Annotated in this window: 26 protein-coding genes; 10 read left to right on the top strand and 16 right to left on the bottom strand. The window is 64.0% G+C overall.

The annotated features are described in order from the left end of the window. Nucleotides 1-26: 26 nt before the first annotated feature. Genes BO74_RS00540 through BO74_RS00520 form a run of 5 tightly spaced genes read right to left on the bottom strand, consistent with a single transcriptional unit; the run spans nucleotide 27 to nucleotide 2,988 of the window. Nucleotides 27-365: a NifB/NifX family molybdenum-iron cluster-binding protein gene (locus BO74_RS00540; RefSeq protein ID WP_496439240.1), complete on the bottom strand. Its 339-nt coding sequence runs from the start codon at nucleotides 363-365 to the stop codon at nucleotides 27-29. A gap of 31 nt (nucleotides 366-396) precedes the next feature. Next, nucleotides 397-1,272, bottom strand: coding sequence for an ATP-binding protein (locus BO74_RS00535; RefSeq protein WP_496439239.1), 876 nt, complete (start codon nucleotides 1,270-1,272; stop codon nucleotides 397-399). Continuing rightward, nucleotides 1,269-2,132: a nucleotide-binding protein gene (locus tag BO74_RS00530; RefSeq protein ID WP_496439238.1), complete on the bottom strand. Its 864-nt coding sequence runs from the start codon at nucleotides 2,130-2,132 to the stop codon at nucleotides 1,269-1,271. The genes BO74_RS00535 and BO74_RS00530 overlap by 4 nt, the downstream gene beginning before the upstream one ends. Next, nucleotides 2,129-2,629: a tRNA (N6-threonylcarbamoyladenosine(37)-N6)-methyltransferase TrmO gene (tsaA, locus tag BO74_RS00525; protein WP_496439237.1), complete on the bottom strand. Its 501-nt coding sequence runs from the start codon at nucleotides 2,627-2,629 to the stop codon at nucleotides 2,129-2,131. The genes BO74_RS00530 and tsaA overlap by 4 nt, the downstream gene beginning before the upstream one ends. Then, entirely contained in the window at nucleotides 2,626-2,988 is a 363-nt protein-coding gene (locus BO74_RS00520; protein ID WP_496439236.1) for a NifB/NifX family molybdenum-iron cluster-binding protein, read from the bottom strand. Before BO74_RS00520 ends, tsaA begins: the two co-directional genes overlap by 4 nt. Before the next feature lie 62 nt (nucleotides 2,989-3,050). On the opposite strand from BO74_RS00520, the gene BO74_RS00515 reads away from it, so the two are divergent. The 8 genes from BO74_RS00515 to BO74_RS00480 all read left to right on the top strand — a co-directional run bounded on the left by BO74_RS00515 (nucleotide 3,051) and on the right by BO74_RS00480 (nucleotide 10,396). Beyond that, nucleotides 3,051-4,013: a metal ABC transporter solute-binding protein, Zn/Mn family gene (locus BO74_RS00515; protein ID WP_496439234.1), complete on the top strand. Its 963-nt coding sequence runs from the start codon at nucleotides 3,051-3,053 to the stop codon at nucleotides 4,011-4,013. Next, complete coding sequence (locus BO74_RS00510; RefSeq protein ID WP_496439232.1) at nucleotides 4,010-4,759, top strand: metal ABC transporter ATP-binding protein; 750 nt, start codon at nucleotides 4,010-4,012, stop codon at nucleotides 4,757-4,759. Before BO74_RS00515 ends, BO74_RS00510 begins: the two co-directional genes overlap by 4 nt. Further along, on the top strand, nucleotides 4,756-5,577 hold the full coding sequence (locus BO74_RS00505) for a metal ABC transporter permease (protein WP_496439230.1): 822 nt from the start codon (nucleotides 4,756-4,758) through the stop codon (nucleotides 5,575-5,577). The genes BO74_RS00510 and BO74_RS00505 overlap by 4 nt, the downstream gene beginning before the upstream one ends. Before the next feature lie 225 nt (nucleotides 5,578-5,802). Further along, entirely contained in the window at nucleotides 5,803-7,710 is a 1,908-nt protein-coding gene (gene thrS / locus BO74_RS00500) for a threonine--tRNA ligase (protein ID WP_496439228.1), read from the top strand. Then, the gene (locus BO74_RS00495) at nucleotides 7,707-8,042 is read left to right on the top strand and encodes a DUF134 domain-containing protein (protein ID WP_496439227.1); all 336 of its coding nucleotides are present in this window, start codon (nucleotides 7,707-7,709) and stop codon (nucleotides 8,040-8,042) included. The genes thrS and BO74_RS00495 overlap by 4 nt, the downstream gene beginning before the upstream one ends. A gap of 22 nt (nucleotides 8,043-8,064) precedes the next feature. Then, nucleotides 8,065-9,291, top strand: a complete 1,227-nt coding sequence (locus tag BO74_RS00490; protein WP_496439225.1) for a YbbN family protein — start codon at nucleotides 8,065-8,067, stop codon at nucleotides 9,289-9,291. 35 nt (nucleotides 9,292-9,326) lie between these two features. Continuing rightward, nucleotides 9,327-9,683 carry a DsrE/DsrF/TusD sulfur relay family protein gene (locus tag BO74_RS00485; protein WP_496439224.1) on the top strand — a complete coding sequence of 119 codons (357 nt, stop codon included), beginning with the start codon at nucleotides 9,327-9,329 and terminating at the stop codon, nucleotides 9,681-9,683. Nucleotides 9,684-9,709: 26 nt separating this feature from the next. After that, nucleotides 9,710-10,396 carry a class I SAM-dependent methyltransferase gene (locus tag BO74_RS00480; protein ID WP_496439222.1) on the top strand — a complete coding sequence of 229 codons (687 nt, stop codon included), beginning with the start codon at nucleotides 9,710-9,712 and terminating at the stop codon, nucleotides 10,394-10,396. Here the strand turns inward: BO74_RS00480 and BO74_RS00475 are convergent. From BO74_RS00475 to BO74_RS00465, 3 genes are all read right to left on the bottom strand, one after another. Then, on the bottom strand, nucleotides 10,384-11,994 hold the full coding sequence (locus tag BO74_RS00475; RefSeq protein ID WP_496439221.1) for a methyl-accepting chemotaxis protein: 1,611 nt from the start codon (nucleotides 11,992-11,994) through the stop codon (nucleotides 10,384-10,386). The two genes, BO74_RS00480 and BO74_RS00475, sit on opposite strands and share 13 nt — an antisense overlap. 114 nt (nucleotides 11,995-12,108) lie before the next feature. Then, on the bottom strand, nucleotides 12,109-12,960 hold the full coding sequence (locus BO74_RS00470) for an MBL fold metallo-hydrolase (protein WP_496439220.1): 852 nt from the start codon (nucleotides 12,958-12,960) through the stop codon (nucleotides 12,109-12,111). 27 nt (nucleotides 12,961-12,987) lie between these two features. Then, the gene (locus tag BO74_RS00465) at nucleotides 12,988-14,613 is read right to left on the bottom strand and encodes a methyl-accepting chemotaxis protein (RefSeq protein ID WP_496439219.1); all 1,626 of its coding nucleotides are present in this window, start codon (nucleotides 14,611-14,613) and stop codon (nucleotides 12,988-12,990) included. A 192-nt stretch (nucleotides 14,614-14,805) separates the two neighbouring features. On the opposite strand from BO74_RS00465, the gene BO74_RS00460 reads away from it, so the two are divergent. Continuing rightward, on the top strand, nucleotides 14,806-15,864 hold the full coding sequence (locus BO74_RS00460) for a DUF2914 domain-containing protein (protein ID WP_496439218.1): 1,059 nt from the start codon (nucleotides 14,806-14,808) through the stop codon (nucleotides 15,862-15,864). A 30-nt stretch (nucleotides 15,865-15,894) separates the two neighbouring features. Here the strand turns inward: BO74_RS00460 and BO74_RS00455 are convergent, their stop codons facing one another. The 8 genes from BO74_RS00455 to BO74_RS00420 all read right to left on the bottom strand — a co-directional run bounded on the left by BO74_RS00455 (nucleotide 15,895) and on the right by BO74_RS00420 (nucleotide 23,795). After that, nucleotides 15,895-16,101: a hypothetical protein gene (locus BO74_RS00455; protein ID WP_496439216.1), complete on the bottom strand. Its 207-nt coding sequence runs from the start codon at nucleotides 16,099-16,101 to the stop codon at nucleotides 15,895-15,897. A 103-nt stretch (nucleotides 16,102-16,204) separates the two neighbouring features. Continuing rightward, nucleotides 16,205-16,354 carry a hypothetical protein gene (locus BO74_RS00450; protein WP_496439215.1) on the bottom strand — a complete coding sequence of 50 codons (150 nt, stop codon included), beginning with the start codon at nucleotides 16,352-16,354 and terminating at the stop codon, nucleotides 16,205-16,207. Nucleotides 16,355-16,474: 120 nt separating this feature from the next. Beyond that, a complete protein-coding gene (locus BO74_RS00445) occupies nucleotides 16,475-17,887 on the bottom strand; it encodes an MBL fold metallo-hydrolase RNA specificity domain-containing protein (protein WP_496439213.1) in 1,413 nt (470 codons plus the stop codon). Nucleotides 17,888-17,892: 5 nt separating this feature from the next. After that, nucleotides 17,893-18,849: a D-2-hydroxyacid dehydrogenase gene (locus tag BO74_RS00440; RefSeq protein ID WP_496439212.1), complete on the bottom strand. Its 957-nt coding sequence runs from the start codon at nucleotides 18,847-18,849 to the stop codon at nucleotides 17,893-17,895. A gap of 43 nt (nucleotides 18,850-18,892) precedes the next feature. Beyond that, nucleotides 18,893-19,906, bottom strand: coding sequence for a UDP-glucose 4-epimerase GalE (gene galE / locus BO74_RS00435; protein WP_496439210.1), 1,014 nt, complete (start codon nucleotides 19,904-19,906; stop codon nucleotides 18,893-18,895). A 6-nt stretch (nucleotides 19,907-19,912) separates the two neighbouring features. Beyond that, nucleotides 19,913-21,178, bottom strand: a complete 1,266-nt coding sequence (locus BO74_RS00430; protein WP_496439209.1) for an EAL and HDOD domain-containing protein — start codon at nucleotides 21,176-21,178, stop codon at nucleotides 19,913-19,915. A 2-nt stretch (nucleotides 21,179-21,180) separates the two neighbouring features. Beyond that, nucleotides 21,181-22,479 (bottom strand): EAL and HDOD domain-containing protein, encoded by a 1,299-nt coding sequence (locus tag BO74_RS00425; RefSeq protein WP_496439208.1) that lies wholly within the window; start codon nucleotides 22,477-22,479, stop codon nucleotides 21,181-21,183. Nucleotides 22,480-22,526: 47 nt separating this feature from the next. Further along, entirely contained in the window at nucleotides 22,527-23,795 is a 1,269-nt protein-coding gene (locus BO74_RS00420) for an EAL and HDOD domain-containing protein (RefSeq protein WP_496439206.1), read from the bottom strand. Between the two features lie 213 nt (nucleotides 23,796-24,008). On the opposite strand from BO74_RS00420, the gene BO74_RS00415 reads away from it, so the two are divergent. After that, the gene (locus BO74_RS00415; RefSeq protein WP_496439205.1) at nucleotides 24,009-25,214 is read left to right on the top strand and encodes an ROK family transcriptional regulator; all 1,206 of its coding nucleotides are present in this window, start codon (nucleotides 24,009-24,011) and stop codon (nucleotides 25,212-25,214) included. Nucleotides 25,215-25,369: the final 155 nt, after the last annotated feature.

Genomic DNA, 25,369 nt, shown 5'->3' with positions numbered 1-25,369 from the left:
CAGTTCAGGCGGAGTCGCTTTTTCTCTCAGTGGTCGCAGGCGTTGCTGCCGACCTGCAGCGAACCGTCGAGGCAGGCGGCAACGAGACGCTCCGGGGTATCGACCGGCGCGCCGACGATGACCTCGATGCCTTGGGCAACGAACAACTGCTGGGCGCGCTGGCCCATGCCGCCGGCGATGATCCGGTTGACTCCGCGTTCGGCGAGCCAGGGGGGCAGCAGGCCGGGCTGGTGCGGCGGGGCATCAACGTCCTGACGGCCCGTAACTGCTTTCGTCGCAGGGTCGACGTCGAGCAGGGCAAAGCTGGCGCAGTGGCCGAAGTGGATGGCGAGTTTGCCTTCGGCGAGGGGAATGGCGAAGCGCATGATCAGACTCCTTGTATAAAAGTGTAGTGGTTCATTGCAGGGCAAGCTCTTTCCAGATGGCGCGGATGTCATCGGCCGACGGGCAGTCGGTATCGACGACGGCCTTTTCCTGGATCTGCGCGCGGGTAACCGACGGGTCGTAGCGGACGCGGCCGACGACGCGGGCGCCGGATTCGCGCGCTTGGGCCTCGATCCGCTCGGTCATCTCCGGGTTGATGTCCCACTTGTTGACGCAGACCGACGCCGGGATGCCGAAGTGCCGCGTCAATCCGAGCACGCGTTCGAGGTCGTGCGCGCCGGACAGCGTCGGCTCGGTGACCAGCAGCACGTCGGTGGCTCCGGTGATCGAGGCGATGACCGGGCAGCCGATGCCGGGCGGGCCGTCGACGAGGATCAGTGGATGCCCGGCTTCTTCGGCGATGCGCCGTGCCTGCTGGCGTACCGTGGTGACGAGCTTGCCCGAGTTCTCGGCGGCAACGCCGAGGCGGGCGTGGACCATCGGGCCGCAGGCCGTGTCGGAAATCATCCATTCGCCGCAGCGGCGCTCGGGGAACTCGATGACATCCATCGGGCAGGTTTCGAGGCAGACGCCGCAGCCCTCGCAGGCGGTCGGGTCGATCCAGTAAGTGTCGTGGCCGGCTTCCGGAGCCGGCTCCATGATCGCGCCGAAGCGGCACTCGGGCAGGCAGACGCCGCAGTTGCAGCAGACTTCCTCCATGACCACCGCCTGGTGGCCGCTCATGAATACATGCCGTTCGCGGATGGTGGGGGGGATGACGAGGTGAAGGTCGGCGGCGTCGACGTCGCAGTCGGCGATCACCGGCCGTTCGGCGAGGCGGGCGAACGAGGCGGTAATGCTGGTCTTGCCCGTGCCGCCCTTGCCGCTGAGGATGACGAGTTCTTTCATGCGGCGACCTCCTGCGCGGCGTGGCTTTCGATGGCCTGCCACAACTGTGCGAAGTGGGTGCGGTACTCGGGCAGCGCGTCGACGATCAATTCGCCGCGCGAGTAGGCTTCGGCGACGCGGCGGTCGTCGGGGATTTCGAGGAGGATCGGGATGCCTTCGTTGGCGCAGTAGCGTTGCACGCGGTCGTCGCCGACGCCGACGCGGTTGATGACGACGCCGAAACGCAGGTCGAGCGCGCGCACCGTGTCGACCGCCAGCGTCAGGTCATGCAGGCCGAACGGCGTGGGTTCGGTCACCAGGAGGACGAAATCCGAGCCGCGCAACGTGGCGACGGCCTGGCAGGCCGTGCCGGGCGGTGCGTCGAGGAGGGTCGTGATGCCATCCTCCATACGCTCCTTTAGTGCATGTACCAGCGTCGAGGCCAGCGAGACGCCGACGTCGAGGCAGCCGCTCTTGAGGGTGATGCTCCCGGCGCGGGCGGTCTTGACCACGCCGATCCGGTAGTCCTTCTCGCGGATCGCGTCCTGCGGGCAGACCAGCATGCAGCCGCCGCAGCCGTGGCACAGCTCGGGGAAGAGCAGCGGTGTCTTGCCGACCGAGGCCAGTGCGTTGAACTGGCAGAACTCGACGCACTTGTCGCAGGCGTCGCACTTGTCGGGGTCGAAATCGGGAACGGCGATGTTGATCGTTTCCTCGCCGAGCGGGGTGCCGGCCAGGAACAGGTGAGCGTTCGGTTCCTCGACGTCGCAGTCGAGCAGTTGTACCGGCAGGGCGTGCGTCCGTTCGAGCGTGCGCGCCAGATTGACGGCCAGGCTGGTCTTGCCCGTCCCGCCCTTGCCGGAAGCGATGGTGACGATCATTCTGTCCTCCCGCCGCGGAATCCACGCTTGCCGCGCTTTTGGGCTGTCTCTTCATCAACTTCGTCCTGCCAGCCATTGCGCGTCGGCGTGATGCCGTCGAACTTGGCGGAGAACGGCTTGATGTCGAGCAGTGGCGTGCCGTCGAGGATGTCGGCGCCGGCGAAGTGCAGCACGTTGCCTTCCCGGCGCAGCAGCTCGACGACGCTCAGGCCGATGGCGTTGGGGCGGCAGGGCGCGCGCGTCGAAAAAACGCCGCGTTCCGTATCCTGCAAGAACGGCTTGACGCGCAGTTTCGGCGCTTCGGCGCGATCGAAGTGGTAGATCAGATAGATGTGCGAGAAGCCGTCGATGTCGTGCAGGCCGTCGGCGAACTCCGGCAGGAGTTCGACGCGCCCGCGGCAGTCCCCGGCGTAGACCGGCTGGATCGGGGTTTCGTGCGGCACGACGTGCTCGCTGCGGATCACGCCGATCGGCCGGAACACGATGCTGTCGCTCATGCCCAGTGGCTCTCGACGTTGGCCGCGGTTGCCTCGGTCAATTGTCTGGCGCGGTAGCGGGCGAGTGCTTCGGCGACGGTCGGCGCGTCGGTGTTGTACACCTTGACGCCGGCGGCGGCGAGGACGCGGAACGCCTTCGGGCCGCAATGCCCGGTGACGAGCGCGCCGGCGCCGGCCTTGACGATCGTCTGTGCGGCCTGGATGCCTGCGCCCTGTGCGGCATTGAGGTTCTGCTGGTTGCTGATGACCTGGCTGGTCTCGCTTTCCGTATCGTAAAGCAGGAAATTGCGTGTCCGCCCGAAGCTGGGGTCGAGCAGTGCATCGAGATTGTCACCGGTGGTGGTGAAAATAAGTTTCATCGCGGTATCACTCCTTTGAAGCGCCGATTGGCTGAATAAATACTGGCATAAGCCAAAAACAAATGCAACCGGTTCTCAGGATTTTTTTGCAACAAAGTTGCATCAGTAGTGTAGATGCAATATTGTTGCATCTGCACTACTATCGGGAAATCGTCATGTTTGCTTTGTCGTTTTTGTCGCCCCGCGTTGTACGGCAGGCTGTCGCCTGCCTGCTCGGTACCCTCGCGTCGCTGTCCTGGGCAGCGCCCTTGGAGGTGTTCGTCAGCATCCTGCCGCAGAAGTACTTTGTCGAGCGGGTGGCGGGCAATGGGGTGAAAGTCGAGGTGATGGTCCGCCCGGGGATGAACCCCGGCAACTACGAGCCGACACCACAGCAGATGAATGCGCTGGCACGTTCGGCGGCGTTTTTCCGGATCGGGGTCCAGTTTGAGGAGAAGTGGCTGCCGCGGATTCAGCGTGTCGCCGCGAATCTCAAAATCGTCGACACGCGGGAGGGGATTGCCCTGCAACCGATCGATCCCGATGGGAAATCCGGCGGTCGCCTCGACCCGCATATCTGGACGGCGCCGCCACTCGTCAAACAGCAGGCGGCGGTGATTCGTGATGCGCTCATCGAGCTGCGTCCGTCCGATCGCGCCACGTTCGAGGCCGGCTATGCAAGCTTCGCCGCCGATCTCGATCGGCTGGACGCCGACATCCGGCAGCAACTGGCCGGGAAAAAGGAACGACGCTTCATGGTTTTCCATCCCGCATGGGGCTACTTCGCGCGGGCCTATGGGTTGCTGCAGATGGCGATTGAAGTGGAGGGGAAAGAGCCCGGCCCGCAGACGCTGGCGCGAATCATCGAAGCAGCACGGCGGGAGAAGGTCCGTGTCGTATTCGTGCAGAAACAGTTTTCAAAGACGGCCGCCGCGGCCGTGGCCCGGGAAATCGGCGGGAGGGTCGTCGATATTGACCCGCTCGCCGAAGACTTTGTCGGGAACACCCGCGCGGTCGTCGGAGCGCTGGCCGACGCCATGCTATGAGACCGGATACGCCTGCTGTCGAGTTCGCCAAAGTCAGCTTCGGCTACGGCGAAACGCTCGCTCTCGAAAACATCTCGATGCGCTTCGAGCGCGGTTCCTTTCTCGCGCTGGTCGGTCCGAACGGCGGGGGGAAAAGCACCTTCGTGCGACTGGTTCTCGGCTTGCTGGAGCCGCAATCGGGGCGCGTCACCGTGCTGGGAAAAAAACCGCAGGAGGCGGCCCGGCGGATCGGCTATGTTCCGCAATTCGCCCTTTTCGAACGCGACATGCCGATCAGCGTACGCGAGCTGGTCCTGCAGGGGCGGTTGGGGAAGCGCGCATGGTGGCGCCGGCTGGAGCGCGAGGATTTCCGCGTTGCCGAGGCTTCGCTGGCGGATACCGGCATCGCCGACCTTGCCGACCGTCCAATCGGCAGCCTGTCCGGAGGACAACTGCAGCGCGCATTGCTGGCGCGGGCATTGGCGACCGAACCCGAGCTGCTGGTCCTCGATGAGCCGACCGCGAGCGTGGATACCCGCGCCGAGCAGAACCTGTTCGCCCGCCTGGCGGAACTGCGCACGCGGTTGAGCATCCTCGTCGTTTCGCACGATATCGGGCTGGTTTCCCGCCATGTCGACAGCGTCGCCTGCCTCAATCGCCGGCTGGTCTGCCATTCGGCGCCGCCTCTGCAGCCGGGCGTACTCGAGGAGGTCTATGGCATGCCCTTGCGTCTGGTCGATCATCTGCACGAGACCGTGTCACCATGAATTTCATCGAGGCGCTTTTTCAGCAAGGATTCCTGCAGGTTGCACTGGCGGCGGGGCTGGCCTCGGCCGTCGGGTGTGGCGTGGTCGGCAGCATCGTCGTCGTCAAGCGCATCTCCTTCCTGGCCGGCGGCATTGCGCATACGGTGCTTGGCGGGATGGGGCTGGCCTATCTCCTCGGCGGCGTGCCGATCATCGGCGCGGCCGTCGCCGCCGTGCTCGCCGCGCTGCTGATCGGCTGGATCAGCCTCAAGGCGCGTCAGCGCGAAGACATGCTGATCGGTGCCATCTGGGCTGTCGGCATGGCTGTCGGAATCATCGCCATCGCCCACACGCCGGGCTACAGCACCGATCTGATGAGCTATCTGCTCGGTAACCTGCTGATGGTGACCCGCGAGCAGGTCATCGCGATGGCCTTGCTCGATGCGCTGATGCTCGGCTTGCTATGTGTCTTCTACCGGCCCTTGGTGGCAACGCTGCACGACGAGGAATTCGCGCGGCTGCGCGGTGTGCCGACGACGGCGCTTTATCTCGGGCTGATGGTTGTTGTCGCTATGGCCGTGGTCGTGCTGATTCAGGCTGTCGGACTGGTGCTGGTCATGGCCCTGTTTACCCTGCCCGCGGCGACCGTCCTGCTGTTTTCCCGATCGCTGGCGCGGTTGATGATCGGCGCAACGCTGCTTTCCGCCGTGGTGATCGTCGCTGGCCTTGGCGTCGCGTTCGAGACCGACTCGCCGGCCGGGGCGACCATCGTCCTGTGCGCGGCGGGCGTCTTCGTGGCCGGACTGCTCTGGAAGCGGGGGATTCGGCGGCGAAAGTGACACGCGAGTGGCCCGGTATTGAAGTGTCCGGATTGGTCCTGGGTGTCAATTTTGTAGCATATGCCATATTATAGAGGGCCGAACCGAACGACTCGAACCGTCGAGCATTGTTCCTGAAACCAACAGTTTTACTTTGAATTGTGCGCCTTGCCGAGGCCGCCGTGATTCGGACGATCGTCCTCGTCCGTTCCCGGTGCCGGTCGGCGCGAAGCGAGAGAGATCGACATGCCTGTAATCACCTTGCCCGACGGGGCGCAACGCAGTTTTCCGGCGCCGCTGAGCGCCTTTTCCATTGCCCAGGACATTGGCGCCGGCCTGGCGCGCAACGCACTGGCGGCGCGCATCGACGACCGCCTGAGCGACCTGTCCGCCGTGATTGATTCCGACGCGCGCGTCGCGCTGATCACCGAGCGCGATCCGGAGGCACTCGACCTCCTGCGTCACTCCTGCGCGCACCTGATGGCGATGGCCGTCAAGCAACTCTACCCGGAGGCGCAGGTCACCATCGGCCCGACGATCGAGGACGGCTTCTACTACGACTTCGCCTATTCGCGTCCCTTCACGCCGGAAGACCTCGCGCAGATCGAGGAGCGGATGCGCGAACTGGCGCGCGCCGACATTCCGCTGGAGCGCAGCGAAGTGCCGCGCGAAGAGGCCGTTCGCCTGTTCGAATCACTCGGAGAGAAATACAAGTGCGAGATCATCCGCGACCTGCCGGCCGACGCCGTCGTTTCGTTCTACCGCCAGGGCGACTTCGTCGATCTTTGCCGCGGCCCGCACGTGCCGTCGACCGGCAAGCTCAAGGCCTTCAAGCTGATGAAGGTGGCCGGCGCCTACTGGCGCGGCGACTCGAAGAACGCGATGCTGCAGCGCATCTACGGCACCTGCTGGACGGACGAGAAAAGCCTGAAGGCTTATCTCACCCGGCTGGAGGAGGCGGCGAAGCGTGATCACCGCAAGCTGGGAACGCAGCTCGACCTCTTCCACTTCGACGAATGCGCGCCGGGTTCGGTGTTCTGGCACAGCAAGGGCTGGACGCTGTTCCAGCAGCTCATCGCCTACATGCGTCAGCGCCAGTTCGACGCCGGCTACGAGGAAGTGAATACGCCGGACGTGATGGACCGTTCGCTGTGGGAGCTTTCCGGCCACTGGGCCAACTACCGCGACCACATGTTTACCACCGAGACCGAGGACGGCCGCACCTTCGCGCTGAAGCCGATGAACTGCCCGGGCGGCGTGGCCATTTTCGCCAACGGCCTGAAGAGCTACCGCGACCTGCCGATTCGCATGGCCGAGTTCGGCAAGGTGCACCGCTACGAACCGTCCGGATCTCTGCACGGCCTGTTGCGTGTACGCCACTTCACGCAGGACGACGCGCACATCTTCTGCACCACCACGCAAATGCAGCCCGAGTGCGAGACGGTTGTCCGGCTGATCCTCGACATCTACCGCGACTTCGGCTTCAGCGAGGTGGCGATCAAGCTATCGACACGCCCGGCCAACCGCATCGGCAGTGACGAAACCTGGGACGTGCTCGAACATGCGCTTTCGTCGTCGCTCGACGCGATGGGGCTGGCCTATACGACCAACCCCGGCGAGGGCGCCTTCTACGGGCCGAAGCTCGAATTCGTCCTGCGCGACGCGATCGGCCGCGACTGGCAGTGCGGCACGCTGCAGGTCGATCTCAACCTGCCCGAACGGTTCGACATCGCCTACATCGACGAGGCCGGCCAGCGCGTGCGCCCCGTGATGCTGCATCGCGCGCTGTTCGGCTCGCTCGAACGCTTCACCGGCATCCTGATCGAGCACTACGCCGGCACCTTCCCGGCCTGGCTGGCGCCGGTGCAGGCCGTCGTCTTCGGCGTCACCGACGCGCAGGCCGACTACGTGCGCGCCACCGTCGACGCGCTCAAGCGCTCCGGCGTGCGGGCGGTGGCTGACCTGCGCAACGAGAAGGTCGGCTACAAGGTGCGCGAACACACGCTGCAGCGCGTGCCGTACCTGCTCGTCGCCGGCGAGCGTGAGCGCAGCGAGGGCACGGTGTCGGTGCGCGACGTGGCCGGGAAGGATCTCGGGGCGATGACGCCGGAGCAGGTCGCCGCCCTGATGCAGCGCAAGCTCGCGTCAGCATGATCGGGCGACCGCCCAAGTGCCGCCGCGTCTGCTGCCGTCCGGTGGTCGGCCTGTTCAAGCCGCATTGCGTGTCGCCCGACGCGCTTGACGAAGTAGTGCTCGCGCCGGACGAAATCGAGGCGCTGCGCCTTGCTGATCTCGAAGGCTTGTATCACGCCGATGCGGCCTGTCAGATGGGCATTTCGCGGCAGACCTTCGGCAAGATCGTTACACTGGCGCGCAAGAAGGTGGCGACGGCGCTGATCGATGGCAAGGCGCTGCGTCTCGCCGAGATGTTGCCTGGGCTCGACGAGACGGCGATCGTGGCCGCGCCGGCGGCTATGCTAGAGTAAAGAAAGGCTCCCCGGAGGTGTCATGCGCAAGTGGCTCTGTGTCCTCATCCTCTCCTGGCTCCCGCTTCTGGCCGGGGCTGTGGAGCCGGTGTGGGCTGAGCCTGGCGGGGACGGCGCGCAGGTCCATCTCTACCTGTTCTGGTCGAAAGGCTGCCCGCATTGCCTCGAAGCGCATCCGCGCCTGCTCGATCTCGCGGCGCGGAACACCTGGATCAGGCTGCATGACCATGAGTTGAACGCGCATCGGGAAAACGTCGACCGCTTCGTAGAACTCGCCGGTCAGGTTGGCGGCGAGGCGCGCGCCGTGCCGACGCTGATCTATTGCGGGCGGATGGAGGTCGGACTGGACAGCAGCGAGGCCGGCATGGCGAAGCTGCTCGGCCGGCTGGAAGCGTGCCGGGCGCAACATGGAACGGCAGCGGATTCCGGCACGGCCCCCCTTCGCCTGCCGCTGCTCGGCGAAGTCGATCCAGCCAGTCTGTCTTTGCCGCTGCTGACGGTGCTGATCGCCGGCATGGATGCCTTCAATCCCTGCGCGTTCTTTGTGCTGCTCTTTCTACTCTCGCTGCTCGTGCATCAGTCGGATCACCAGCGGATGGCGCTGATCGGCGGTGTTTTCGTGGCCTTTTCCGGGCTGATGTACTTCGCCTTCATGGCCGCCTGGCTTAACCTGTTCCTCGTGCTCGGCAGTCTGCCGTGGGTGACTGGCGCGGCCGGGCTGCTGGCGCTGCTGATGGGCGCGGTCAACGTCAAGGACTTCGTGCGCTTCCGCGAGGGGATCTCGCTCTCGATCTCCGACAGCGGCAAGGCGACGATCTTCCAGCGCGCCCGCCGTTTGCTGGCCGCCGAAAGCCTGCCGGCGATGCTGGTCGCGACGGTCGTCCTTGCCGTTTCCGCCAATTTCTACGAACTGCTGTGCACGGCCGGCTTCCCGATGGTGTTCACCCGCCTGCTGACGCTGCAGGGCGGCGGCGTGGCGCAGCACTATCTCTATCTCGCGCTGTACAACGTGATCTACGTGCTGCCCCTGCTGGCGATCGTCATCGCCTTCGTGCGCACCATGGGCGCGCGCAAGCTCAGCCAACGCGAGGGACGCTTGCTCAAGTTACTGTCCGGCCTGATGATGCTCGGCCTCGGCGCGTTGCTGTTGTTGGCGCCGGAAAAACTCGGGAATGTCGGACTGGCGCTCGGGATTCCGCTGGCGGCGCTCGGAATTACCTGGATCGCCGCGCGCCGGATGTCGCCGTGAATGATTTCGCTTTAACCCACCAGAAGGAGAAAGCCGTGAAAATCCTGCTCGTCTTCAACCATGAACCGTACGACGGCACCGACGTGACCTGGAACGGCCTGCGCCTGGCCGGGAAACTGGTCGACGGTGGGCACGAGGTGCGCATCTTCCTGATGAACGACGCCGTCGATATGGCGCGCGAAGTGTGCGTTCCGCCGCCGGGGTACGACCAGGATCTGAAGCAGATGCTCAAGGATCTGATCGCCCGCGGCGTCTCGGTGCAGGTCTGCGGCACGTGCATGGCGCGTTGCGGCATCCACAAGAACCAGCCGTATTACGCCGGCGCGGAGAAGTCGACGATGCAGGTGCTCGCCGACTGGGTCGTCGACAGCGAGCGGGTGCTCACTTTCTGACAATCCTCGAAGAATGGGGGGGCGGGATGAACGCAGCTGATTACGATGCTTGGTATGACACCCCGCGCGGGCGCTGGATCGGCGATGCGGAGTACCGCCTGTTGCAACAGGCGGTGGAACCGCGCCAGGGCGAGTCATTGCTCGACGTCGGCTGCGGTACCGGATGGTTCACGCGGCGAATGGCTCAGCTGCACGGCTTGCAGGTGACCGGTGTGGACATCAACGCCGAATGGCTGGCCTATGCCCGCGAACGTGATGCCGCCTCCAACTACATCGAGGGCGACGCGCTGACGCTGCCGTTTGCCGACAGCAGTTTCGATGGCGTCGTGTCGATCGCGGCGCTGTGTTTCACCGCCGACTGGCGCCGTGCGGTCGGCGAGATTGTTCGCGTCAGCCGTGGACGCTTTGCCATCGGCATGCTCAACCGGCGCAGTCTCCTGTGGCGTGAAAAGGGCCGGAATGGCGGCAGCGGCGCCTATCGTGGCGCTTATTGGGTGACGCCGGAAGAACTGCGCGACAGCGTTGCAGGATTGCCGGTGAGGAATGTTCGCCTGCGCAGCGCGGTGTTCTCGCCGTCCGGGTCGGTGTTCGCGCTGGGGCTGGAGGCGGTCCTGCCACCCTCCCTTGCCTGGGGTGGCTTTCTGGTCTTGGCGGGAGAAAAAAAACGGGCGGGCGCGCTAAACGCGACCGCCTTTCCGGCTCAGGCCCGGTAAAGTCCGCCGAGTGCCCTGAGCTTGCCGGCCGTGGTGACCAGTTGCCCGGACAGCGCGGACAGGTTTCCGGACTGACCGTTGGTGACCTCGACCGACTCCGCGAGGGTGCCGACGCCGACGGCGATGTCATGCACCGCGGTGTATTGCTCCTTGGTGAATGCCGCAATCTCGTGCATGGCCCCCGATACGTTCTCGATGCTGCCCAGCAGGGTGCCAAGACTGCTTTCGATGCGTGCCGACACCGTCTGGCCTTGTTCCGATACCTCGCGAGTCCGGGTCATCGAGCCGACGACCTGGCCCGAGGATTCCTGGATTTTTCCGATCAGCCCGGCGATTTCGTGCGTTGAGGCGGCCGTGCGTTCAGCCAGCTTGCGAACCTCGTCGGCGACGACGGCGAAGCCGCGCCCGGCCTCGCCAGCACGTGCCGCTTCGATTGCCGCGTTGAGCGCCAGCAGATTGGTCTGGTCGGCGATTTCCCGGATGGTGTCCACGATGCCGCCGATGCGCCCGGACAGTTCGCCGAGTTCGCCGATACTGATCGACGATTCCTGTACGGACTGACCGATCTGGCCGATGGATGCCATGACCTCTTGCACCGCTTCGCTCCCGTCGCGTGCGTTATCGAGGGCTTGCGTGGCGATGCGGCGGGCTTCCTCAGCTTTCTGGGCTACGCCTTCCGTGGCGACGCTGGTCTGCTCAGTGTTGGTTGCAATCGATTCGGCCTGCACGCTCTGTTGCTGACTGTTTCCGGCCAGGGTTCGACTGTCATGGTCGAGCGTCTGCGAAATGGAGTCGATCCCGGTCGAATGCTCGTGCAACTCTCCGAGCATGTGGCGCAGGTCCAGAACCAGCTGGGCAACGGCTTGCCGGATTCCCGCCAGTTCGGCCAGCTTGACGGCCGGTAGCGGGTGCGAGAGATCGCGGTTCTTCGTCAGGAGGATGACGTCGTCGCGCAATTGGTGCGCTTCGCGGACGATTCGGCGTCCGGTAAGCAAGCTGAACACGAACAGCGCAATGCCGATGACGGCACACGCGGCGAGCAGCAGCTTCTGGAGATCGGCGCGTTGCCTAGCGTCCTTGACCAGCCCGCCGACTTCTGCGTCGATAACCTGCTGCCGTTCGGCGATCTTCTTTTTCAGGTCGCGCCAGATGACGGTGCGATCATTGATCTGCATCGCCAGGGCTCTCTCGAAGTCGCCTTGGCGATACGTCTCGACGATCTGGTCGTCGATGGCGATGATCTGGTCGAGTTGCTTCTTGAAAGCTTCCGTTATCTGCTCGCCGCCGTCATCGGAGCGGTGCAGGGAGCGCGCCTGGGCGATTGCGTTGCGGAAAGCCTCTTGTCCCTTGCGCAGGTTGTCAATCGCCTTCTGGTCGCCTTTTTCGAGCAGTACGCCGCGGATCGCCGACTGGCATTGCAAGCCTTCTTCAGACATCGAGCGGTACTGGGTTAACAGGGCCATCTCATAGTCGATCAATTGACTGATCACGCCGGCTTGCGAGGCGAGAATGTAATAGCCCGCCGCCAGGGCGCAGAAGAGTGAAAACAACATTGCGCCGGTGGTGAGGCGCAAGCGCGAGCCGATACCGAACGACATGGAGACTCCCTTTTGATTGTTGGTTGGATTGATCCGCGGTGACGTTCCGGGGGGGTGATAGTATCAGCATATTGTTTTATTTGTATATTCCATTGTTCTCACTTATCGGTGTTTTCACCGCAGACTGCCGATTTCGATCATCTGCCCCGCACCGCCGGCCTTGACCACTGTCTCGCCGAATTCCGTCCGCAGCCGCTCAATGACGTGCGCCCCGGTACAGTGGCAGGGCAGCAGGAAATCCGGTGCGCATTCGTGGAGGAATTCGAGGGTGGCGTGCAGTCGCTCGGGCCCGGCGTTGAGCAAGTGCAGGCCGCCGATGATGCCGTGGATGCGGGTAAGGCGGCTGATCCGCTGTGCGTGGCGCACCGTGTTGACGAGACCTGAGTGGCAGCAACCGGTAAGGATGACCAGGCCTTCGGTGGTCTCGAACCAAAGTGATAGGTCATCCTCGATCAGGTCGGGCTGCGCCTTGTCGGCGTCCAGATAAAAGGGACCGCCGGTATCCTCGAACGCTGAATCGCGAGGAACGGGGCCAGTGATGCCGATACCCGGCCGCAGGTGGCGCGGCGCGTCGAGCACGGTGTGCCGTTCCGGCGGCAGTTGTTCGATTGCTTGCAGCACCGCATCGGCCATGCCGATCTGCCGCGGGGCTTGTTCCGGATGACAACTGAAGCGGCGGATCGTCGCGCCCGGTCCGTGGATCACCGGCGCATGCCGGTTGGCGGCCAGGAACTCCGGGAGGGCGCCGGTGTGGTCGTAGTGGCCGTGGCTGAGGATGAGGGCGCTGGCCCGGTCGAGGTCGAACCCGAGCACCTTGGCGTTGGGGATGAGCGCCGCGCCCTGGCCGGTGTCGAAGAGAAAGCATTCTTCCTTGGTATCGATCCAGGCGGCGAAGCCGTGTTCGGCCACCATTCCGGCCGGGGCCTCGTTGTCGACGATGAGGGTGATGCTGATGGTGTCATTCATGGCGTTTTGTCGTGGGTTGAAATGGGTTCATACGCGGAAACGGCGTACGCTTTCCTTCAGGTTGCGCGAGAGATTGACCAGCAGGTCGGAGCGGCGGCGCGATTCGCTGGAAGCGCTGTGCGTCTGGTCGATCCCCTGCGCGATCAGTTCGACGCGCTGGGCGATATCGGTACTGGTTGCCGACTGCTCGCGCAGGGAGTTGGCGATCGTCTCAATCGCTTCACTGACCCGGATCGAAGCGTCGTTCATCCGGGCGACGGCCGTGCGGATTTCCTCCGTGCAGCTGGCGCCGTCCACTGCCTGTGCCTTGGCATGCGATATGGTGGCGAACGCGGCGTCGTTGGTCTGGCGCACGCCATCAACGATGCTCGAAATCTCCTGGGTCGATTTTGCCGTCAGTTCGGCCAGCTTGCGTACTTCGTCGGCGACGACGGCAAATCCTCTGCCCGCCTCGCCGGCACGCGCGGCCTCGATCGCGGCGTTGAGCGCGAGAAGGTTGGTCTGGTCGGCGATGTCGCGGATCGTCTGCACTATTCCGGTGATGTTCGACACCTTGCCGGACAGTTCCTCCATGGTTGCAGCGGCGTCCGCCATGCCCGATGCCAGGTACTGGATGATGCGGGTAGCGTTCGATGCCGTGTCCAGGCCGTCGTGTGCCTGCTGCTTCGAGTCTGCGGAGAGTGTTCCCGCGTCGTTGGCGGTTTCGGACATGACACCGATGCTGACCGTGAATTCCTCGACGGCGGCAGCGATCGCCGATGTCGCGGCACTCTGCTCCTCCGCTGTTTGCGCCAGCCGGGAGGCATCTGCCAGTATCGCTTCGCTCTCGTCGACGACGGCATCGGCGCTCCGGGCCGTGTCGGCAATGAGCTGACGGATTTGTGTCTGCATCGTTTGCATCGCTGCGACGATGCTCTTGCGGTCTCCCTGAAGCACAGGCAGCGACTCGGTCAGGTCGCCTTGAGCGATCCGGCTCAAGGCGGCGGCGGCCTCGGCCGGTTCTCCGCCAACCTGGCGGTAGATGCTGCGGCCGATGAAGACGATGATCCCGGCGACGATCAACACGCTGGCGATAGCGAGTGTGATGGCCAGCGTGCGAGCGCGCTCAAGCCCGGCAACCAGTGCCGCGCGATCCGTTGTGGCAGCTGCCTCGGCGATTTTTCCGATTTCGAGCAGGTCGTCGCGAACTTTCCGCCAGGCAGGGGTTTCTTCGGCGACCAGCAGTGTCTTTGATTCGTCCAGGTTACCCGCCTTGACCAGCGTGATGACCTTCTGCTGTAGCGGCTGCCATTCATCGACGTTGCGTTTGAGGCGGCTGGCGATTTCCTGAGTGGTTCCCGCCGCTGTCAGGAGAGGGATGAGTGTGTCGACTTCGTGGGAGAAGATTCCCGCGGCCTTGCTGAAGTTGTCGTAGGCCGTTTGCTTGCCCGGGTCCAGCAGGATGTTCCGGATGGCCTGCCCTTTCTGCAGTCCGTTGGCGTAGGCCAGGGTTGCCGCGTGACGAGTCGCGATCCGTTCATCGACGAACTTGACGAGAAGGGCTTCGCTGCTGGTCGTGAAGAGGACGGACGAAATGGCGAGAATCGACATGCCTAGCGCGGCAGCGATTCCGAGCAGCCAGAGTCGGTTTTTTAGCGAGAGATTGGCAAGCACGGGGTACCTCCTACGATCGGCCGGGTTGATGAGTTGCTTGCGAGATGATACCGCTGAAAGGTGTGAATATTGTCATATGCCAGTATTTCTTCTGCTGCAGGCACCGATCGAGCGGACGGCATTTGCGAGAGCGTTTTTTGCGCCTCTGGTCAACGTTAAGATTGGCGTCTCCATCGATTTTGTCCCGGAAACGTGAAGATCTTTCGCCGCCTCTACCCGGTGGCCGCCTTTTTCGGCGGCTTCATCGTCGATGCCTTGACGCTCGGGAAGCGCGTCAGGGCGTTCGATTTCTGGCAACTGGGCGCGTATCTGACAGGGGCTGCGGTGTTCATCCTGTGGCTGGCCTGGCGTGACGCGCGCGAGAAGGAACCGCCCTTGCCTGCCGCCGACTTGAAAGGGCACGTTGCGCGCTTTCGCTGGCAGGCGCCGTACCTGCTCGTGCAGTTCTTTTACGGCAGTATCTTCTCCGCGTTGTTCATCCTGTACTTCAAGAGCTCGGGGCATTTCGGCGCGTGGCTCACCGCGGTGGCCCTCGGCGGCCTGCTGGTCGCCAACGAGTTCGCCGGCGACCGCTACGGAAGGCGTTTCACCCTGACCTGGGCGCTGTTTGCGCTGAACGCCATCCTGCTACTGAACTTCGTCCTGCCGCACCTCTCCGGCAGCCTCGATCAGCGCTGGTTCTACGCGTCGACGCTGGCCGGGGCGATGACCGCGACGGTGTTGTATTGGCTCGCGCCCGGGCGACCGGGGCGGATCGGGCCGGCGTGGGGTGTCGCCGTCTCGCTGCTGGCAGCCTGGAATCTCGGGATGATCGCGCCGGTGCCGCTGGTCAGCCGCGACCTGGCGGTTGGCCACGATTTCGTGCAGACCGATGGACGCTTCCTGCTGACCGTCGAACAGCCGTCCCGCGGGCAGTTCTGGCGGAACCAGGCGGCAACGGTGCATGTCGAGGAGGGCGGGCGTCTCTACGGAGTGACGGCGGTATTCGCGCCGCTCGGGGTGACGGCATATCTGGAGCACCGCTGGGAAATGTTCGGCGATGATGGCTGGCAACTGGTCTACCGCAACCGTTTTCGCAGCACAGGCGGCCGGGAGCTCGGCTTTCGCGGCTATTCGTGGGTGCTCAATCCGCAGCCCGGTGAGTGGCGTCTTTCGGTCGGGACGCAGGACGGTCGCGTGATTGGCGTGATGGCATTCCGGGTCGAACGGGGCGATCCACGCCTGTGGGCGAGGCGGGAACGCGAGTTCTGACGGAGGGGGTCGGGGGCTGGCGCGGGTTGTTCAGACCAGGACGATGTCTGCCGGCCCGACATCGATGCGCCGGTCCGCGCCGTAGCAGATCAGGCGACTCAATTGCCGGTCAACGGAGGCGACGAGGAAACAGTTTTCCTGATCTTCGACAAAGCGCCGTCCGCGGCGGACGAGTTGCTGATAGGCCTGATCCTTCAGCCGCACGATGCGGCCGACATAGTGGTCGAGTTTGTGCATTGCTCCAATGATTCGATTATTGACGTGGGGCGGATTGTCCGAGAGAAATGTTGCAGGCCGATGAAAGCGTGTTCGACCTGAAGTCCCCGGACGCGGCTTCCGCTCAATGCTGGATCTGGGTGAACTGGCTCTGCAGAAAACGGACGACCGACTTGCCGGCGCCGGAACGCTTCAGCGAGCGGTAGGCGGCTTCCGCGGCATAAGGCGCTGCGGCCGCGAGGGCGAGCAATACGTTGAGTTCGTCCAGTTCCATGATGATCTCCTGCTGCGGGGTTCATCGATCGGGACGACCGGCTTCGCATTGAAAGTTGACGAAGAACACCGGTCGCTTGCGAACTCAGACAACTATTCCGGGTGACAGTTTCCTTGGCGGCTAAATTTCGAAACTCTCACCGCGAACCGGGCGATGCACGCTCTTCCAGCCCAGTTGGTCGTGAAGGACCGTGGCGAAGACTTCTGCGGCCGACGACTCGCCGTGGGTGATGAAGGTCATCCGTGGCGGTTTGTGGAAGCCGCGCAGCCAGTTGAGCAGCGCGCCCTGGTCGGCGTGTGCGGAAAGGCCGCCGACGGTGTAGATACGTGCGCGCACAGGAATCGTCTCGCCAAAGATCTTGACGATGCGCGCGCCATCGACGAGCCGGCGCCCCAGCGTTCCGCCCGCCTGGAAACCGGCGATCAGGATGCTGCATTCGCTGCGCGGCAGGTTCTCGCGCAGGTGGTACTTGATCCGGCCGGCTTCGCACATGCCGCTGGCCGAGATGATCACCGCGCCTTCGCGCATCGCGTTCAGTTCCTTGGAGCGCTCGACGTCGGCGACGAACTCGACACGCATCTTCTCGGGGTGTGCTTCCTGCCAGGCGATCAGCTCGCGGGTTTCGGCATCAAGCAGCTCGTCGTGGGCCAGGGTGATGCGCGTCGCCTCGTTGGCCATCGGCGAGTCGACATAGACCTTCAGCGGCGAAATGCGTCCACGTCGCACCAGATCGGCCAGGATGTAGAGGATCTCCTGCGTACGCCCGACGGCGAAGGACGGAATGATCAGGTTGCCGTGGGTGGCGCGGGTGCGCTCGAAGGCGTCGACGATTTCGTCTTCGGTCTCCGGCATCGAGCGGTGCTGGCGGTTGCCGTAGGTCGATTCGACGAGCAGGACGTCGGCTTCGGGAATCACTTTTTCCGGGTCGCGCAGCACGGGCCGGCTGTGCATCCCGAGGTCGCCGGAAAAGACCAGACGGCGGGGTTGCCCTCCCTCATCGATGGTGACCTCCAGCCAAGCCGAGCCGAGGATGTGTCCGGCGTCGTGGAAGCGGACGCTGATGTTCTCCGCCGGTGAAACGGTCTCACCGTAGCGCGCCGGCCGGAGCAGCCGGAGCACGGTCTGGGCTTCGGCAACGGTGTAGAGCGGTGCCTGCACGCCTCGGTCGGTCTTGCCCTTGCGGCGGCGGTGACGCAGTTGCCACTCCGTCTCCTTCTCCTGGATGTGCGCGCTGTCCGGGAGCAGCACGCCGAGGAGGTCGATGCTCGCCGGCGTGGCGTAGATCGGTCCCCTGTAGCCGAGCACGGCGAGGCGCGGGAGCAGGCCGGAGTGGTCGATGTGCGCGTGGGTCAGCAGGACGAAGTCGATGTTCCGCACGTCGCTGCTGAACTTCAGCGCACCCAGGTTCTTGGCCCGGGCCTCCGGGCCGCCCTGGAACATGCCGCAATCGACCAGGAACCGGGTCCGGCCGGTTTCCACGAGATAGCACGAACCGGTGACTTCGCCGGCCGCGCCGAAGAAGGAGAGTTTCATGGCTGTCAGTTCACCACGTTCTGTGGCGTCCCTTTCTTGAATGCGATGACGTTGTCGACCGCGATTCCCATCAGGCGTTCCCGCGCCTCCTTCGTCGCCCAGGCAATGTGCGGGGTGACGATGCAGTTGGGGGCGGAGAGAAGGGGATTGTCCGGCTTCGGTGGTTCGCAGGAGAGCACGTCCACCCCCGCACCGGCGACGCGGCCGGCGGCCAGCGCGTCAGCGAGATCCTGTTCGTTGATCAAGGGGCCGCGCGAGGTGTTGATCAGCATCACGCCCGGCTTCATGCGGGCGATGGCTTCTTTGTTGATCATGCCCTGGGTCTCGGGGAACAGCGGGCAGTGCAGGCTGATCACGTCGGCCGCGGCGTACAGCTCGTCGAGCGTGACGAATTTCAGTGTGTCGCTCTCCAGTGTCGGGTTGACCATCTTGTCGTAGACCACGACCTTCATCCCGAACGCCTGGGCGATGCGCGCGAACGCCTGGCCGATGCGCCCGCAGCCGATCAGTCCGAGCGTCTTGCCGTCGAGTTCAGTCAGCGGGTTGAGCCAGTAGCAGAAATCGACGCATTTCCCCCAGTTGCCGGTGCGCACGTCGTCGGCGTGGCGGCCTACGCGGTGGCACAGTTCGAGCATTAGCGCGGCGGCGAACTGGGCGACCGACTGGGTGCCGTAGGTCGGGATGTTGCAGACGTCGATGCCTTTTTCACGCGCGGCGGCGATGTCGACGACGTTGTAGCCGGTGGCCAGCAGGCCGATGAAGCGCACGCTCGGGCAGGCGGCGATGATCTCGCGGGTGAGTACCGTCTTGTTGGTGAAGATGATCTCGGCGTCGCCGATGCGCTCGATGACGAGTTCTGGCGGCGTGCGGTCATGCACGGTCAGCTGGCCTTCGCGGGCCAGGGCATCCCAGGTCAGGTCGCCGGGGTTCAGGGTTGCGCCGTCGAGGACTACGATTTTCATGCTTGTCTCCATTGGGTGGGGGGGGGAATATTTACGGTTAAGGTCAGGGCTTGTGGGACGCGGCCCACTCCTGCCAGCGCCAGGAATCGCGGCACATGGCGTCGAGGTCTTTCTCGGCGCGCCAACCGAGCAGCTGGTCTGCCAGCGCCGGGTCGGCGTAGCATTGGGCGACGTCGCCGGGGCGGCGTTCGACGATCCGGTAGGGGATCGGCCGGCCGCTGGCCTTTTCGAAAGCGCGGACGACGTCGAGCACGCTGTAGCCCTGGCCGGTTCCGAGGTTGACCGTCGTGACGCCGGATTTGCCGTCGATCGCCCTCAGTGCCGCCAGGTGTCCGCGCGCGAGGTCGACGACGTGGATGTAGTCGCGCACGCCTGTGCCGTCGGGCGTCGGGTAGTCGTTGCCGAAGACGGAGAGTTCCGGCAGCTTGCCGACCGCGACCTGGGTGATATAGGGCATCAGGTTGTTCGGAATGCCGTTCGGGTCCTCGCCGATGATCCCGGAGTCGTGTGCACCGACCGGGTTGAAGTAGCGCAGCAAGGCGATTTGCCAGGTTTCGTCGGAGCGCGACAGGTCGCGCAGGATTTCTTCGAGCATCAGCTTCGAGCGGCCGTACGGATTGGTCGCGGAAAGCGGAAAATCCTCGCGGATCGGGACGCTGTGCGGGTCGCCGTAGACCGTCGCCGAGGAGGAGAAGACCAGCGTCTTGACGCCGGACTCGGCCATCACCTCGAACAGCGCGATGCTTCCGGAGATATTGTTGTCGTAGTAGCGCAGCGGTTGCGATACGGATTCACCGACGGCCTTGAGCCCGGCGAAATGGATGACTGCATCGATGGCGTGGTGGCGGAAGACGTCGCGCAGGGCGCCGCGATCGCGGATGTCGACTTCCTCGAAGGAGAGTGTCCGGCCGCTGATCTGCTCGACCCGGCGCAGTACGTCCGGCTTGCTGTTGGAGAAATTGTCGATGACGACCAGGTCATAGCCGGCCGCCAGCAGTTCGACGCAGGTGTGCGAGCCGATGTAGCCGGCACCGCCGGTGATCAGGATGTTCTGCATGGACTTTCAGTGAGGTGGTTGGTCAATTTCGTTGTTGCCGTTGATCCAGCGCAGTGAATCCGTCAGGCAATTGTTGAGCATGTGGCGATCCAGCCCGGAGCCGAGGAAACCGGCCAGGATCTCGTCACAGCCGTGGATGTCTTCCGCATCGTAACATTCGATTAGCGCCAGTACCTTGCCGAGGATTCCCTGGTAGGCCTGCAAGGCAGCGACGATCTCATGTTCGAGGGCGATCTGCTCGAAGATTTCATCCATCGGCAGGCCGAGCGCCGCCGGCATCATCGACATGATGCCGGTGATGAAGGCTTGGCCGGCCAGGGTGGCGTCGCGCGGGCGCAGGTGGCCGACGAGCAGTTCGAGCATCCGCCCGCGCAGGGCGGCGACCTGAAGCAGCGGAATGCGGCTCGGGTCCGGCGCCTTGCCGGCCGGCGTCATCAGTAGAAGTTGCAGCCAGCGTTGCAGCTGGCGTCGCCCGAGAATCGTGATGGCATGACGCAGCGAGCTGATGCGCCTAGTCATTCCGAAACCGACCGAGTTGACGATGCTCAACAAGTTGACCGCCACAGCGGCGTCGTGCTTGATGCGTTCTTCGAGCTTGACCGTGTCGGCGTCGCGGTTGGCAAGGTTGATCAGTTCAATGAGCGTCGCCTGCGAGGCCGAGAGGCGGCGACCGCTGACGATCTCCGGGCGGGCGAAGTAGTGCCCCTGGAACAGCAGGAAGCCCGCCTCCCGGCTTTGCCGGAGCGCTTCCTGCGTTTCCACCCGCTGGGCCAGCAGCTTCAGCGGCAGATGTTTGAGCGGGCCGGCGAGTTCGAGGAGCTGCTGCGCGCTTTTTTTGCGAACGTCGATCCCGATCTGGTCGACTATTGTCAGCAGCGGCGCGCTGCATTCGTCGAGCCCGGTGTAGTCGATAAGCGCGAGCGAATAACGCCGGTCGCGCAGGGTGCGGCAGCGTTCCAGCGTACTTTCGTCGGGTACGCGGTCAGGTGCGATCTGCAGCACGACGCAGTCGGCCGGCAAGGCCTCGATAGCGTCGTCGTGCAGGAAGTCCTGATCGATGCGAAGAAAAGCCCGTTGTCGCCCCAGTGCGCTGCGGATGCCGAGTTCGGCGTAGGCCGAGCAGATCAGCAGCGCGGCGTTTTCCTTGTCCTTTTTGCCGGAAACAGCGTCTCCGGAGAGGTGCAGTCGCAGTTCGTAACCCACCAGTTCCTCCTGCAGGTCGAGGATCGGCTGGCGGCTGAGGTAGGTATCGTTGAGGCCGGATTCGTTCATGCTCAGATATCGTCGGCCTTTTCGCGCCCGAGGTTGTTGGCCCAGAACAGGGCCTGGGCGAGGCAATCGTTGAGGAAATCGAGTCCGATGGCCGGGACGCGCTGCAGCGCGTCCTCGAGCACCTGCGGATCGGTCTGTTCGGTAGCGATGGCCAGTTGCAGCAGCTGACCGTGCTGACCGGTCTGCTCGACGAGGGCCAGCCTGACGCGCTGCACCACCGGCAGATGCGTGAGGATTTCCTCCATCGTGACGCCGAGCAGGGCGGGCATCAACGACATGATCCCGACCATGAAGCCCTGATCGGCAAATTCCCGGTTGCGCGGCAGGAGTCGGTCGGAAAGCAGCTCCAGCAGCCGTCCGCGCGTCGCGGCGAGTTGCAGCAGTGGGTTGTCGCCCTGGCTGCCGCCTTTCGGGTTGGTATAGACCAACAGCTGCAGCCAGCGCTGCAGCTGCCGGCGGCCGAGGATGGTGATGGCGTGGCGCAGCGAGGTGATGCGCGTGCTCAAGCCGTTGCTGACCGAATTGGTCAGTCGCAGCATGTTGACCGTCAGCCCCGGCTCGACCTTGAAGGCGTTTTCGATCTGGCTGGTGTCGGCATCCTGCAGAACGAGTGCCAGCAGGCGCAGCAACGCCAGTTGCGACGGGTTGAGTTTCTTGCCGACGATGAGCGCCGGTTTGGCGAAGTAGTACCCCTGGAACAAGTGGAAACCAAGACGCTTGCAGAGTTCGACCTGCTCCGCCGACTCGACCTTTTCGGCGAGCAGCTTCTTGCCGAACGGCTTGAGTTGCTGGGCCAGCACGGTGAGCTTTTCCGTTTCGAGACCGAGCACGTCGACCTTGATGATGTCAGCCAGTTCGAGCAGCGGGCGGGCCGCCTCGGTGATTTCGACGACGTCGTCGATGGCCAGCGAAAAGCCCTTGTCGCGCAGCTGCCGGCAGCGGGCGATCACTTCGGGGGTTGGCTCGACGGTTTCCAGTATTTCCAGGACGACGACCTTGGGCGGCAGGGCTTCGATCAGGTCGTTGAACAGGAACTCCTGATCGACGTTGATGTAGCCGCGGTAGGGGCCAAGAGCTTCGTTGGCGCTGAGTTCGGTGAACGCGTTGGCGATGACCGTGGCCGTAGCTTGCGACGGATCGACGATTTCGGCGCGATTGGCGGTAAGGATCGGGCCGTCGCGGAACAGCAATTCGTAGGCCAGCAGCTGCTGTTCGCGCCCGAGGATCGGCTGGCGGCCAAGGAAAATCTGTGAATGGTCGGATTCGGACATGTCGGCGAGGGCGCCCCGGGCGTGGATCAAGGAAATATTCTAAAGGCGAATGGGGGCTCCGCGCGACTGGCCGCCTGTCACGATGCCTCGCGTGCCAGATTATTGGCCCACGCCAGTGCGCGCGTCAGGCAGCTGTTGGCGTAGGTCGCGTCGATGTCCGGCAGGCCGGTCAGCACGGCGGCGGCTTTTTCGCTGTCCTCGTTTTCCAGCGATTCGATGAGGTTCAGCAGATCCCCCAGCACGCCGTGGCGTTCGCCGAGAGCATCGAGTACCGGCCGGGCGAGCGGCAACTGGGCAAGGATTTCATTCATGCTGCTGCCGATCAGCGTCGGCATCAGCGAAAGGATGCCGACCATGAACGCCTGATCGATCAGGTCGCGGCCGCCTCCCTTGACGTCCGGTGTGCGGTCGACCAGCAGCTCCATCAGGCGGCCGCGCGTCGCCGCCAGTTGCAGCAGTGGATTGACCGCGCCGGCGGCGCTCGCGGCGCCGCTGTAGAGCAGTAATTGCAGCCAGCGCAGCAGCTGGCGGCGGCCGAGCAGGGTGATGGCGTGGCGCAGCGAGGTGATTTTCGTCGGCATGCCGGCCGCGGCCGAGTTGGTCAGGCGTAGCAGGTTGAGCGTGAGTACCGGCTCCTGCTTGAAGACTTTCTCGATCTCCGCGGTATCCGCATCCTGGCTGATCAGCCCGAGCAAGCGCAGCAGCGCCACTTCCGAGCTTTGCAGGCGCTTGCCCTGAATGACCGTCGGGCGGGCGAAATAGTAGCCTTGGAACAGATCGAAACCGAGTTCGTGGCATAGGCGCATCTGTGCGTCGCTCTCGACCTTCTCGGCGAGCAGCGTCTTCTTCAGCGGCTTGAGTGCGGGCGCCAGTTGCTTCAGCCGCTCCGGCTCGACACGGCTGATGTCGATCTTGAGCACCTCGGCGATTTGCAGCAGCGGCTTTTCGGTGTCCAGTGACTCGGGGCGCATGCGGATGGCCAACACGTAGCCCGCTTGGCGCAACTGCTCGCAACGCTCGATCATTTCCGGCGTCTGGGCCACCGTGTCGATGATCTCCAGCACCACCGTATGAGGCGGCAGGGCGTGGATCAGGTCGCTGAAAAGCAAGCCTTGGTCGACCTTGATGAATCCCTGGTAGGGGCCGAGCGCATTGGCGACCGAAAATTCGGTAAAGGCATTGATGATGACGGTGGCCGTGGCCTGATTGCCGTCGATGAAACTGGCGAAATTGCCGGTCTCCGCGCTGCTGCTGCGAAAAAGTAGCTCGTAGGCGAACAGCTGCTGCTTGCGATCGAGAATCGGCTGGCGGCCAAGAAACACGTCCTTGAGATCGTTGTCGGGCATGGTGACTCCTCCATGGCGACCGGGAGTGGGTTTGGGCCGCCGCGATTTTTGTTTTTTTTCATCTTAGCATCGCTGACGGGAAACGACCTGAATCAATCCGGTCGGCGTCCATGGCTGCCCGTCAAAAGTGACTGTTGTTGGTTGATTGTCGTCGCGCGAGCAAGGATAATTGTTCGAGAAATTGACAAATTACAGTGCTCAGGGTGGGCAATCATGACAATTACCGGTGATCAGAGTCTGCTGCGCGAAATCAACAGGATGGCCATCGTGCGTGCCGTCCAGCAGGGGTCGGGGCTGTCGCGCGCCGATCTGGCCAATGCAACCGGGCTGACGAAATCGACGGTCGGTCTGCTGGTGCAGGATCTCATTGCATCAGGTTGGTTGTGCGAATCGGATGTGCAGGTGACCGGGGCGATCGGCCGCCGGCCGACGCCGCTGGGCCTCGACGGCGGGCGACTGGCGATGATTGGCGCTGATGTGAGTCTGGAAGGGTTGAGCGTGCTGGCCGTTTCGCTGACCGGCGAAGTGCTTGAAGCGGCGGCGGAACCGCTCCCCGGCAGGCACCCGGAAGACGTGGTGCCGCGTCTCGCTGCGTTGGTGGCTGAGGTCGTTGCCAGGGCGCGTACGGCCGGGCGAGAACTGCTTGGAATCGGGGTTGGGGTTCCCGGTGCGGTTCTCGACCATCAGGGTACGGTCAAGCTGGCGCCAAACCTGGGATGGCGTGATTTCTCCTTTTATGCGGTATTCAGCGCCGAACTGGCGGCCTGTGGCGTTGCCGACCTGCCGATCCTGGTGCAGAACGATTACGACGTGGCGGTGCTTGGCGAATACGAGTTCGAATTCGCCGAGGCGCCGTTGCCCGATCCGCTGATTTACCTGGGGCTTGGTGTCGGCGTCGGCGCTGGGGTGGTCGTGCGCGGGCGCCTGTTTCTTGGTGCCGACGGCTTTGCCGGCGAGGTCGGCCATTCGATTCTGCAGGTCGAAGGGCCGGTGTGCTCATGCGGGCGGCGCGGCTGTGCCGAGGCCTTTATCGGGCAGCGGGCGGTCAGTACCCGGATCTCCGGGCGGGCCGACGATCTGCTCCCGGTCGAGACGATCCGTCAGTTGCTCGATCGCAACGACGAATCCGCGCACTTGTCGGTGCGGCGTGCCGGACACTATCTCGGCGTGTTGATCCAGAATCTGTGGACATCGTTCAACCCCGGGCGGGTCGTCATTGGCGGTCCGTTATGCGACCTCGGGCCGCCCCTGCTTGATGCGGCATTTTCCTGTCTCGAAGGGTTTTCGCGCGATTGCTCGCTGCCGTTGCCCGAGTTGCGACTGGCGCGTTTCGGTTCGCGTTCGATCGGTATCGGCGCGGCGGCGCTGGTCAAGCACGTCCTGACCCGGCCGATGGATTACCGCCTCGGTGATCGTTGATGCTGTGTGGCGCCGTAATTTATTGGGCGAAAAAAACTGTTGTATTGGTACGAGAAATGAACTAATGTTTTGCGCACGCTCGACCGGTACAAAAACATAACGCTGGCGGGCGAAGGGAAATGCGATAGATCGCGGCAGGCAAAAAAAGATGAAGA

Source organism: Propionivibrio pelophilus DSM 12018, assembly GCF_059569095.1.
Note: the sequence above shows the minus strand (reverse complement) of the source record. Positions and strands in the feature narration are given on the sequence as shown.

What these genes read in the sequence shown, in the direction of transcription:
- BO74_RS00540 (WP_496439240.1), bottom strand. Translation starts at nt 365, where the DNA reads ATGCGCTTCGCCATTCCCCTCGCCGAAGGCAAACTCGCCATCCACTTC.
- BO74_RS00535 (WP_496439239.1), bottom strand. Translation starts at nt 1,272, where the DNA reads ATGAAAGAACTCGTCATCCTCAGCGGCAAGGGCGGCACGGGCAAGACC.
- BO74_RS00530 (WP_496439238.1), bottom strand. Translation starts at nt 2,132, where the DNA reads ATGATCGTCACCATCGCTTCCGGCAAGGGCGGGACGGGCAAGACCAGC.
- tsaA (WP_496439237.1), bottom strand. Translation starts at nt 2,629, where the DNA reads ATGAGCGACAGCATCGTGTTCCGGCCGATCGGCGTGATCCGCAGCGAG.
- BO74_RS00520 (WP_496439236.1), bottom strand. Translation starts at nt 2,988, where the DNA reads ATGAAACTTATTTTCACCACCACCGGTGACAATCTCGATGCACTGCTC.
- BO74_RS00515 (WP_496439234.1), top strand. Translation starts at nt 3,051, where the DNA reads ATGCAACCGGTTCTCAGGATTTTTTTGCAACAAAGTTGCATCAGTAGT.
- BO74_RS00510 (WP_496439232.1), top strand. Translation starts at nt 4,010, where the DNA reads ATGAGACCGGATACGCCTGCTGTCGAGTTCGCCAAAGTCAGCTTCGGC.
- BO74_RS00505 (WP_496439230.1), top strand. Translation starts at nt 4,756, where the DNA reads ATGAATTTCATCGAGGCGCTTTTTCAGCAAGGATTCCTGCAGGTTGCA.
- thrS (WP_496439228.1), top strand. Translation starts at nt 5,803, where the DNA reads ATGCCTGTAATCACCTTGCCCGACGGGGCGCAACGCAGTTTTCCGGCG.
- BO74_RS00495 (WP_496439227.1), top strand. Translation starts at nt 7,707, where the DNA reads ATGATCGGGCGACCGCCCAAGTGCCGCCGCGTCTGCTGCCGTCCGGTG.
- BO74_RS00490 (WP_496439225.1), top strand. Translation starts at nt 8,065, where the DNA reads ATGCGCAAGTGGCTCTGTGTCCTCATCCTCTCCTGGCTCCCGCTTCTG.
- BO74_RS00480 (WP_496439222.1), top strand. Translation starts at nt 9,710, where the DNA reads ATGAACGCAGCTGATTACGATGCTTGGTATGACACCCCGCGCGGGCGC.
- BO74_RS00475 (WP_496439221.1), bottom strand. Translation starts at nt 11,994, where the DNA reads ATGTCGTTCGGTATCGGCTCGCGCTTGCGCCTCACCACCGGCGCAATG.
- BO74_RS00470 (WP_496439220.1), bottom strand. Translation starts at nt 12,960, where the DNA reads ATGAATGACACCATCAGCATCACCCTCATCGTCGACAACGAGGCCCCG.
- BO74_RS00455 (WP_496439216.1), bottom strand. Translation starts at nt 16,101, where the DNA reads ATGCACAAACTCGACCACTATGTCGGCCGCATCGTGCGGCTGAAGGAT.
- BO74_RS00450 (WP_496439215.1), bottom strand. Translation starts at nt 16,354, where the DNA reads ATGGAACTGGACGAACTCAACGTATTGCTCGCCCTCGCGGCCGCAGCG.
- BO74_RS00445 (WP_496439213.1), bottom strand. Translation starts at nt 17,887, where the DNA reads ATGAAACTCTCCTTCTTCGGCGCGGCCGGCGAAGTCACCGGTTCGTGC.
- BO74_RS00440 (WP_496439212.1), bottom strand. Translation starts at nt 18,849, where the DNA reads ATGAAAATCGTAGTCCTCGACGGCGCAACCCTGAACCCCGGCGACCTG.
- galE (WP_496439210.1), bottom strand. Translation starts at nt 19,906, where the DNA reads ATGCAGAACATCCTGATCACCGGCGGTGCCGGCTACATCGGCTCGCAC.
- BO74_RS00430 (WP_496439209.1), bottom strand. Translation starts at nt 21,178, where the DNA reads ATGAACGAATCCGGCCTCAACGATACCTACCTCAGCCGCCAGCCGATC.
- BO74_RS00420 (WP_496439206.1), bottom strand. Translation starts at nt 23,795, where the DNA reads ATGCCCGACAACGATCTCAAGGACGTGTTTCTTGGCCGCCAGCCGATT.
- BO74_RS00415 (WP_496439205.1), top strand. Translation starts at nt 24,009, where the DNA reads ATGACAATTACCGGTGATCAGAGTCTGCTGCGCGAAATCAACAGGATG.